This is a genomic window from Halovenus rubra (genome assembly GCF_026586665.1).
Classification (GTDB): Archaea; Halobacteriota; Halobacteria; order Halobacteriales; family Haloarculaceae; genus Halovenus; species Halovenus rubra.
The window spans coordinates 21,376-29,671 of sequence record NZ_JAODIY010000014.1 but is presented as its reverse complement, the minus strand read 5'-3'; the positions used below and the strand labels follow the sequence as shown (position 1 = coordinate 29,671).

Sequence of the window (8,296 nt, the reverse complement as noted above, 5' to 3'; positions counted from 1 at the left end):
TGTCGTTGTGTCTGCGTCTCGTTATTGCGATCACCAACTACGAACGAGGAGATAATCCGGGAAGCACGATCATCACGGTGTGACAAGAGTTCTATGACACCCTCATCGAATTGGCTGCCGTCGGAGGTTCCACGACGTAGAGGGGCTCCTCGTCAACATAGAGGGCCATCGTTGAGAGTGTATCGAGGAACTGTGCAACGGCGTACGCCGGCCCACGTTCTGTTCGTGTCTCATACTATACAGTCGTCTCTCCGGTGAATTCCGTTATGCTGATCCCAATTGAACGTGTGATAACTGGGTATAATTCTCTTTTTAAGCATGAGTACCACAGGTTCTATGTTATAGACCTTGCAAAGTGGGTTTATGGTAGAGTGTAATGGAGTTGCTATCTATCGATGTATTAAAGAAGACGATGAGTTGGTGAGCCTAGCTGTTCTTGATTCTTCAGAAATTGAGAAAGACGAAAACGAAACTGTCAAACAGGTTTCTCAGAGCCTGATTGAGGATCTGATTGATGATAGTAGTATTGGAAGTCGCAGAAGTACACCTGACTATGGCGATAGCAAATCTGCCCGAATCCACGAATACAAAGACAGCGTTGAAGCAGAACGAGAAAATGGACTCGTCACCAAGGATGTACTTGAAGAACTACGGGAGAGTACTAATCTGGAACAAAACTCTCGCGCTTTGGCTGAGTGGTACCTTGAAGAAACCCAATCACGTTCGGATCTAATTCTTGTCATCCCCTATACTTACGATAGAGAGAACTTTGTCGGAATTATCAAAACACCTTACCTTGATGATGCATATCAGACTGATCCATCAGACATTCTAAGGGAAGCTCAGCGGGTTATTCAAGAAGAAACCCACAAAGGAATTATCCACCCGAGATATGATCACTCTGTTGGGGAAGTGTATTCAGGAGAGGCTAAGGTTTATCAGAGCGGTGGAGGGCCGAGATACGCGGACTATTGGATAGGGTTCATAAACTTGGCTGAGACCAAGGTAGAAGATGAAGAATTGGTTGAATCAGTAGCTGATGGTAGTGGTCCCGTCGCCGCTGTCCAATCGTCCTCGGAATTCTCAGACCTTCCTGACCGTGTTGATGATGAGGGCCTTCTAGACGGTCGGTTGAATATAGAGATCTCTGGGATTTCTTTGGATGTAGATGTTGGAGATCTAGCTGACGAAAGGGTCCGTCTGGCAGAGAAAGACGGGACCTACTTTGTGATTTTCACCGGCGGTGACCTGGACGTGGAGGCTAGTGATGGTAGCACCAGCCAAGAGCTTCCAGAATTGAGTGAGTTTGAAGACTTAACAGAAGCCCTCAGCGACTATCTATGAATATTGAGGAGGCTGCTTACTTTCTCCAACACTTACAGCCCCTTCAGCAGAAAGGCTGTGTCGAGGAAGGATTCCGAAATATAACCGCAGTATTGGAGCCAAATAGGCTTTCACGGAGTGAAACTGGCGCAGTCCTTTCGAATATCTTAAACTACACTTCCGTGATCCGGGACTGTAGTATCGATATAAATGCGGATGGGTTCAGTGAACACTTATTCCGGATCACAAGTACTGGAGTTGACCTGAGACAAGATGCCATTGAGTATTTAGAAGACGAGACGGATGTCCGCGCTGCTAGATACCGTCGAGATATAAACTCTCACGCCGATAGCGGGAGAGAGGGTGAAGTTGTCTACGAATTAGTTCATTTCCTTCAAGAGATATCCAATACGTCCTACGAAGTAGATTCTACAATTCAAATTGATAAATCTGCTATTCTCGATATCTGGATTTCAGGCACCACAAATTGGTCAGTAGACCCGGACAGATTGAACCTCCAGTTCTGGTTTGAGATTGAGAATCTCGTTGATTGGGTAGGTAGCAGAGGTCTCGTTGAATACGCTTCAGGGATGTTCTCAGAGGAGGAGATGCCAGTACTGGTACACCATAGTAATAACACCGAGATAGATTTGAATGGAACTGAACATTTCCCTGTGTTTACGCTCTCCGAATCACCAGAATATCTCTCAAGCCGGTTTGACTCCTATAGGAACAAGATGTCCTCAACCCGAGAGAACACTTCTTACTTCCATCAAGCACCAGCTATCACGCCAACCCTTTTCGCGGAATCGTCCTCTCTACGGAAGGTATTCAGGTCAGCTTTCGTCTACTCGGTTTTTGCAGTCTTCTCCGATCGAGTTGCTGTATCAAATTCCTCGTTTCTGTTCTCGGCTGAATATGGCCCTAATACGATCGATAGGGATGAAGTCAATATCGAGGAGTTCGTCCCAAACCTTTCAGAAGAACAACTGGGAGATTTGGCTGGTTTGTACCAAGAGTTCGCCCGGAGGGAGGATCGACCAAAATTTGTGGAATTCTGGCGGCGAAGTATGCTTCAGAACTGTGATGATATCACAGATATAATTGATGAGGTTGCGGATATTCGGAAGAGCTACCAGTTCATTGAAAGTGAGGTGATTGAAAAGAATTTTGACGAACTGAGTGACGCTGTTCGTGACACTAATGCTTTCATGACGGAAATCACCTCACAAGTTTCGGATACTACGACCGCTCTTTCTGATGAGATACAGCGGTTGGTTTTCGCTCTCCTGGGTGCTATTATCGCGAATCTGTTCTTGATTCTCCGCTGGAGCAATTTTGACACCGTCATCCCCTTCTCTCTATTTGTTGTGAGTGCGATACTCTTGTTCTATTTCCCACTTATCGACCGCAGGATAGAGGAGCTGGAGGAGATGAAGTCTAAGGGTAAAGAGGACTACGAAACATACAAAGACCTGATTTCTGATTTCACAGGACAGGCCTTTGATTTCGGTGATTTAGAAGATCGTAAAGATGAGTATCTCTCATATGCCGATGAGAGGTTAAAATGGTCAAGGCGAAAGATCAGACAGATACATGCAGTTTTACTGCTAACAGGGTTGGTGTTTGTTTGCTTCGCGAATCTCCAGTACCAGTTTTTCACGATCCAAGTCGCATTCTCAGGAGTCTTCTTCCTCTCATGTTCTTACATTACCTACAGGACCCACACACAGACCGACGAGTACAGCTATCATAGACTCAATTTGGGCCGCCAGGGGAGAGGTTCCTCTAACTCCGGTGATAACGATGGCGAAGGCGGTGGGGATGATACTGAAAAGGACAAAATACCAACGAACTATCTACCTCTGATCGTTTCTGTTCTGTCTCTAGTAACTATTAGTACTCACTTTGCTATAGCCTATCCATTCGGAATCTAAGGATAAAATCTCGGACAAACACTTTCCTAAAAACTCCAACACATTGGACTATACATTTCGCCAGACGCGGAAAAGGACTTGGGCGGCGTGTCGGGCCTGATCACGGTATTCCTCTATCTCACCTTTAGTGATATTAGTCTCGATGGAGTGGGCCTCTGCATTGGCATCCTGCCTAAAGGTGTGCAGTTCGTCGATAAATTTGTCGTCCAAGCCCCCAGAGAGATGCTGAAAGTCTTCCAGATGTTTTTCGAAGCTATTGATGAGTTTGCTGAAGTTCTTGAACCGACGATTCTCCGGAAGGTAGTACAAATCTATCTCCCGCTTTCCGTACTGCTTTCGAAGAATATCAATAAGCAGGTTCTCCAGGAGCTTCCGAGTCAATACGAGAGTCGCATCGTTGACTCCGCTACTGTAGCATTGATTGATATCCTCGACGAGATCTGGATAGAATGCGCCGGGAACGTTGTCAATATTGAGAAACTGTTCGGAGCGGAACGTGGAGTGTTGTATTCCTATTCCGGGGTCTTCTCTTTCTAGGGTTTCCAGGGCTGGGTATTTTTTGAGCGTGTCTGAACCGGTATTGGCCAAGGTGTAGATCCGCTGCATAACGCCGACTGCTTTGTCCTTGTCCTCCTCTGCCACTTCTCTGAGAAACTGAGCTGTATTCGACTGCTGATCGTCGTCATTGAACTTCCAGCTTTTGTAGAATCGGTCGGTGTTCCGCATGGTGTCTTTGACACCGAACTCTGTAGCGGCCATTTCCCAATCCTTTGGACGTACATCTGAGTCTACAGAGAACCGAGAGAACTGACCGATAAGAGTCTCCATCGGGTTCCGAGACATAGGCGAAAATACTGAAATCAGCCACCTGTAACTATCGCATTGTGCTATGGATTTTCATATCGTGACTGCGCAGAAGGACAATCAAGCTGTCGCGTTTCCAGTATTTAAAACCGGCGTGAAGCCGGTAATGGCGACCTGATGGCTGCGAATTCCAACTCTCAGCAAAGGCCGCCAACCGGAAGAACGGACGCAGCGTACTTCAATTCTGATCAATCAACTGCGACCGCAGTGTACTCGCTGCTCGACGCAGTCGGCAGCGAGTCCATCGCCGACGAGTTCGATATCGGCAAACACAGCAAGAAACACGACTTCGACAACCACCTCAAAGTCGCCGTGCGTGAAGGGATCGATCCCTCAGACTCGCTTGCCGAACTCGAAGACACAACCGATACAGCCGCTGAAATCGAGAAGATGGCTGCCTCTACGTTCTCACGGTACACGAACGACCGCGACTACCGCGCGGTCGTTCGCACCATGTTCGAATTGCTTCACACCCCACANCCGTCCAACCAACACGACTCCAGCGACTCACGCGAGGCGTTGTTGCGACCGACGCGACGAATCTCGAACTCACACGGTCGGTCGTCGTCTCTGACGACTTCGTCGGAGACGACGAGCAATCCTACGAGATTCACACCACCGATGGCGGCATCAAACTCCATCTTGCCGCGCGTGTCGATGGAGAACACAAGCATCCGCTCGGTGCGACCGTGACAGAAGGTGAAACTCACGAAAATCCGCAGTTTGAGCATCTCTACGGCGATGTCGAGGTCTTTCCAGACCTCGACTCGCCAATCTGGGTCTTTGACCGTGGCTACACACGCTACGAGCGCTTTTGCGGCTTCACAGCCATCGACGATGACTTCATCACACTGCTAGAATCGGACGCTCGGTACGATGTCTGTGAACAGATCCAGACCGCTGAGGTAACTGACGGTGATGAAACACGGCAGATACGGGACGACCGTATCGAACTCGCCGACACAGGAGAACAGTTCCGGCGAGTCGTGCTTGAAACGCCGGACGGAGAGCAACTTGAGTACCTGACGACGCTGGCGTCGTCAGAGTACGACCCTATCGACGTACGCTCATCCCGATAAATCGTAACATCGATTTTGGTGACGAACCAATAACCAGTCACCGATGGATGAGGAGTCCGCAGATGTCTTTCTTCCATCACGCGAACGGTGCTTTGAACGTCTCCGTCTCGCCCGTTTCGGCGAGACGGTGACGTGTGTCCACTGCGGTAGTGATGAGGTTGTCAAGCGCGGAACCACGGGCAAAGACGCGCAGCAGTACTGGTGCAAAGACTGCGAGACGTACTTCAACGACCTCACAGACACCATCTTCGGCCAGCATCGCTTCGAACTGGAGGAGATGTTCTACATCGTCAAGGAGATGCGATCTGAGCTGACCGCTCAGATCGCTCGTGACCTTGACCGTGATTACGAAGCCGTCCTTGACTTCGTCCACGAAGTTCAGAAAGCGAGTGGGGACATTGACGAGTTCGAGCTTTCCGAAGTGTGTGAAGCCGACGAGGTCTACGTGACTGCTGGTGAGAAAGGACTCGAAGACGAAGATGAGAGTCCGCGCGAGCGCGGACTCAAAAAAAGGGACGCGGAGACTTCGAGGGAGACAAACCACCAGTCCTGACACTCGTCCGTCGGAGCGACGGACGAGTTCGATTTCTCGTTTGCGAGAATCTGGAAGACGCTGACGAAGACATCGCTGAGTACGGTGACGGCAGTGTCATCCTCTGTACTGACGATTACTCAATCTACGACGGGATCGAGGACAAGGAGGGGGTGGACGGCCATCTGGCCGTCACCCACTCCGATACCTATGTCATTGGCGACGCTCACACCAACACCTGCGAAAACCGGCACAGTTTCCTTCGCAACTGGTTGCGAAGGTTCCGAGGCGTCTCGAAGCATCACCTTCAGAAATATCTCGACTTCTTGGCACTGAAACTCAACTCACCAGAGGACTGGTTCGAGAAACTCCTATGTTACAATGTATCGGGATGAGCGTCGACGTAATCAGCATCTATACGCTACGAACTGTGATCGAGATCCTGTTTCGGGAGCTGAAGCAATATTTGAACGGTGAGAACTTCCACTCGACAACGCTCAACGGCGTGCTGTTCGAGTTGTTTTCTGCGTTGATTGGACTGTTGTTGATCCAGTGGCTGCGGCAACGCCACCCGATGCGGGGTGGCGTGCCGCAAGCGATTCGAGAAGTACGGAAGCGCTGGAACGACACGCTCGGCTCGGTCGGATAACCACTCTCACGGCGGTGGTTCGCCGCCGCTGTGAGCGGCGGCTCTGGTCAGCGTAGCAGATACCACTCGAAATTCTGGCAAAAACCTGTCCGAACCGAACTCTCGAACCGAATCCGCTGACTTCTCGTCACCGCGTATCTTTCAGACAGCGGACTCAGTTTGATCTCGTTGCTCACGCCCGCGCGGTGTCTTTATCAACTCGAAACGCGACAGCAATCAAGTTCAACAATCAGAGTGAGACAACATTCACAGCATCTTACTTACTCTTGTGCGTTACCTCTGGATATTCGGAGATATCTGGATCGCCATCATCGCGAACGCCGAGGATCGGGTGAATAGAGATGGTTTCTGTGTACTGTCCTAGTATGCGACTCCATCGTTGCGCCAATCAACGTATTTAGTGACAAAATACCGTGTATAGACAATCGCAGAACTGCTCTCGCTCTACTACTCCCAATACCTGGGACGGGTAGGATATATGACCGTCGCTATCAGTATCTCGATGTAAGTCTGCCCAACGCAAAAATCACTATGTACCCTCGAGTGAGACCACGATTCTTGGGGTGGAAGGCCGGTCTTGGTGATTTGTTNCGATCACAATCCCCGAAGAGACCGCCGAGAAACTAACTCAGCTCATGATTCAGCGCGAATTAGAGACAATGTCAGAAGCAGTCGAGTACGCTGTTGACAGTACTCTCACAAATGACGATCTCAGTGACGCTGAGTTAGCTCGACTACTGTACCAGCGGTTACGATAGTCTGAGACGCATGCCTAATCGCAGGACACAACCATGATACCGTAAAATTACTGTAACTGTCGAGAAATACCGCGCTAAAACTAGAACGGATGGTGATTTGTTTGTACCTCCCGATTTGAGTGAGGTGAGTACTCAAACAGAGGTGTCACGACTGGGAATCCGCTCCCACGGTGACGCGTCGATCTCTAACTAGCTGCTAATGCTCGCATAGCAGCGCAGACACGTACAGTGGCGTCGCTGTCCCGTCGCACTCAACGGCGACGTGAGGACGACCAGCCACGCGAGCACCACTATCATCGACTTATGAGACCAACAAACCTCGAAGAAGCCATCTTCGACCGCTGGGGCCGGGCGTGCGTAATCTGCAGTCGAACCCCAGACGAATGGCTTGACACAGATCTTGGAGCGCGACGGCAAGACAAACTCTCGTTGCATCACGTCAACGGCGACGAAACTGACCAGCGAGTAGAGAACGTGATTCCGCTGTGTCAGAGCTGTCATGTCCACGTCCATCGCGTCGACGAACCACCCTACCGGAAATGGCACCGCCAACTCCCGCTCGAGCACCGACACGCCTGGAATGCTCACTACTCCGAGTACTACGAAGGCCCACGCCTGACTCGTGCAGAAGCCGAACGGCGCTTCGGCGACGATGCAGGCGTCCCAGAAAGCGTCAAATACCTCGAACACGAACGTGAGGGCTTCGATCCCTCCGAGTTCGAGGCCGACGATCCAACCGGGGAAGCCGCTGGGACCGATGATGATGATGTCGTTGCCGATGGCGGTGACGATACTGCCACAGAAGGTGATACTGTCGATACTAACTGTGAGATGGCGAACAACTGTGACGACGACGGTGACCACGAGGGTGACGAGAGTGATGATAACGATGATCATTAACTCGTTAGTCAGTCGGGACACAGGGATCACGTTGAGTCGCGGTTAGAGATAGCGAACACTTGGAATCCGTCTCTAAAAAACCTTGAACTGAGGCTACGCCATCGAACAGCGTGGAAAAATCGATTTGCGGCGAGTTGGTGGCCGTGATTTTTTGTTGGATTTACAAAAGTAGTTATTTTCTTTGAACCACTCGTTGAATAATTACTAATCGCCAAAACCAGGAGACTGGACCCAATCCAGTTGTGACCTATGTT

5 protein-coding genes and 2 pseudogenes are annotated in these 8,296 nt (G+C 50.0%); 6 read left to right on the top strand and 1 reads right to left on the bottom strand.

Annotated features, from left to right (window positions below):
- Nucleotides 1–363 precede the first annotated feature (363 nt).
- Nucleotides 364–1,344 (top strand): hypothetical protein, encoded by a 981-nt coding sequence (locus N5098_RS14140; RefSeq protein WP_267638536.1) that lies wholly within the window; start codon nt 364–366, stop codon nt 1,342–1,344.
- Nucleotides 1,341–3,260, top strand: a complete 1,920-nt coding sequence (locus N5098_RS14135) for a hypothetical protein (RefSeq protein WP_267638535.1) — start codon at nt 1,341–1,343, stop codon at nt 3,258–3,260. Before N5098_RS14140 ends, N5098_RS14135 begins: the two co-directional genes overlap by 4 nt.
- Nucleotides 3,261–3,308: 48 nt before the next feature.
- Here N5098_RS14135 and N5098_RS14130 read toward each other — a convergent pair whose 3' ends face one another.
- Nucleotides 3,309–3,986: a hypothetical protein gene (locus N5098_RS14130; RefSeq protein WP_267638534.1), complete on the bottom strand. Its 678-nt coding sequence runs from the start codon at nt 3,984–3,986 to the stop codon at nt 3,309–3,311.
- 255 nt (nt 3,987–4,241) lie between these two features.
- Here N5098_RS14130 and N5098_RS14125 point away from each other — a divergent pair.
- The 4 genes and pseudogenes from N5098_RS14125 to N5098_RS14110 all read left to right on the top strand — a co-directional run.
- A pseudogene (locus tag N5098_RS14125) lies at nt 4,242–5,194 on the top strand (IS4 family transposase); the annotation flags it as partial.
- Nucleotides 5,195–5,246: 52 nt separating this feature from the next.
- Nucleotides 5,247–6,130 (top strand): IS1595 family transposase gene (locus N5098_RS14120; RefSeq protein WP_267638533.1). Its coding sequence is split into 2 segments (ribosomal slippage): nt 5,247–5,709 and nt 5,709–6,130, totalling 885 coding nucleotides; the frame shifts between segments, so codons are not numbered across the junction.
- A 2-nt stretch (nt 6,131–6,132) separates the two neighbouring features.
- Nucleotides 6,133–6,384: pseudogene (locus N5098_RS14115) on the top strand (transposase); the annotation flags it as partial.
- A gap of 1,061 nt (nt 6,385–7,445) precedes the next feature.
- Nucleotides 7,446–8,042 (top strand): HNH endonuclease, encoded by a 597-nt coding sequence (locus N5098_RS14110; RefSeq protein ID WP_267638532.1) that lies wholly within the window; start codon nt 7,446–7,448, stop codon nt 8,040–8,042.
- Nucleotides 8,043–8,296 lie beyond the last annotated feature (254 nt).

Coding starts and splice junctions, on each gene's coding strand:
- N5098_RS14110 (WP_267638532.1), top strand. CDS start 7,446: ATGAGACCAACAAACCTCGAAGAAGCCATCTTCGACCGCTGGGGCCGG.
- N5098_RS14135 (WP_267638535.1), top strand. CDS start 1,341: ATGAATATTGAGGAGGCTGCTTACTTTCTCCAACACTTACAGCCCCTT.
- N5098_RS14130 (WP_267638534.1), bottom strand. CDS start 3,986: ATGCGGAACACCGACCGATTCTACAAAAGCTGGAAGTTCAATGACGAC.
- N5098_RS14140 (WP_267638536.1), top strand. CDS start 364: ATGGTAGAGTGTAATGGAGTTGCTATCTATCGATGTATTAAAGAAGAC.